Origin of the sequence: Streptomyces litchfieldiae, assembly GCF_031845365.1 — a bacterium.
GTDB classification, from domain to species: Bacteria; Actinomycetota; Actinomycetes; order Streptomycetales; family Streptomycetaceae; genus Streptomyces; species Streptomyces litchfieldiae.
The window spans coordinates 1-1,023 of sequence record NZ_JAVREL010000064.1 but is presented as its reverse complement, the minus strand read 5'-3'; the positions used below and the strand labels follow the sequence as shown (position 1 = coordinate 1,023).

Sequence of the window (1,023 nt, the reverse complement as noted above, 5' to 3'; positions counted from 1 at the left end):
GAGCAATGCTCATGACTTGTGGATCGGCTCCGCGGGGAGCGTGCGAAGGGCGTACCTTCCCGAGTGAGTGATCGTCAAGTCACCGAGTAGGCCCGCGATGCGAACGCGGGTCGGGAAGGCACGCCCGTGCTCAGCGTAGTCAACGAAGACGGCACCACGCAGTCCGGCTCCCTGATCGACGACATCGTCCGCGAGGGCGCCCGACGGATGCTCGCCGCCGCGCTGGAGGCCGAGGTCGACCAGTACATAGCCGAGCTGGCCGCCGAGAAGGACGACCAGGGCCGCCGCCTGGTCGTGCGCAACGGCCACCACCGCCCCCGGGCCGTGACCACCGCCGCGGGCGCCATCGAGGTCACCGCCCCGCGTGTGAACGACAAGCGCACCGATCCGGAGACCGGGGAGCGGATGCGGTTCTCCTCGAAGATCCTTCCGCCCTGGTGCCGCAAGTCCCCCAAGATCAGCGAGGTCCTGCCTCTGCTCTACCTGCACGGACTGTCCTCCGGAGACTTCGTGCCCGCGATGGAACAGTTCCTGGGCAGCTCGGCGGGCCTGTCGCCGGCGACGGTGACCCGGCTGACCAAGCAGTGGCAGGACGACCACACCGCCTTCCAGCAGCGTGACCTGTCGGGCAGCGACTACGTCTACGTGTGGGCCGACGGCGTCCACCCCAAGGTCCGCCTCGGGCAGGCCCACTCCTGCGTTCTGGTCCTTCTCGGCGTGCGCGCGGACGGCCGCAAGGAGCTCATCGCGCTGGCCGAGGGGCTGCGGGAGTCCACGGAGTCCTGGGCCGACCTGCTGCGGGACTGCCGACGGCGTGGCATGCGGGATCCCGAACTCGTCGTCGGGGATGGCGCGATGGGCTTGTGGAAGGCACTCGCCGAAGTGTTCCCGGCCGCGCGTCATCAGCGGTGCTGGGTCCACAAGGCCCGAAATGTGACGAACGCCCTGCCGAAGTCCGCGCAGCCCGGCGCGACGAAGGCGATGCAGGAGATCTACAACGCCGAGGACCGCGCCCACGCCGAG

Annotated in this window: 1 protein-coding gene; it reads left to right on the top strand. The window is 69.6% G+C overall.

Features of this window, described 5'->3' with window-relative positions; all coding sequences use genetic code 11:
* Positions 1-126 precede the first annotated feature (126 nt).
* Positions 127-1,023: IS256 family transposase (locus RM590_RS35390; protein WP_311708924.1), on the top strand; the 897-nt coding region annotated here is incomplete at its 3' end.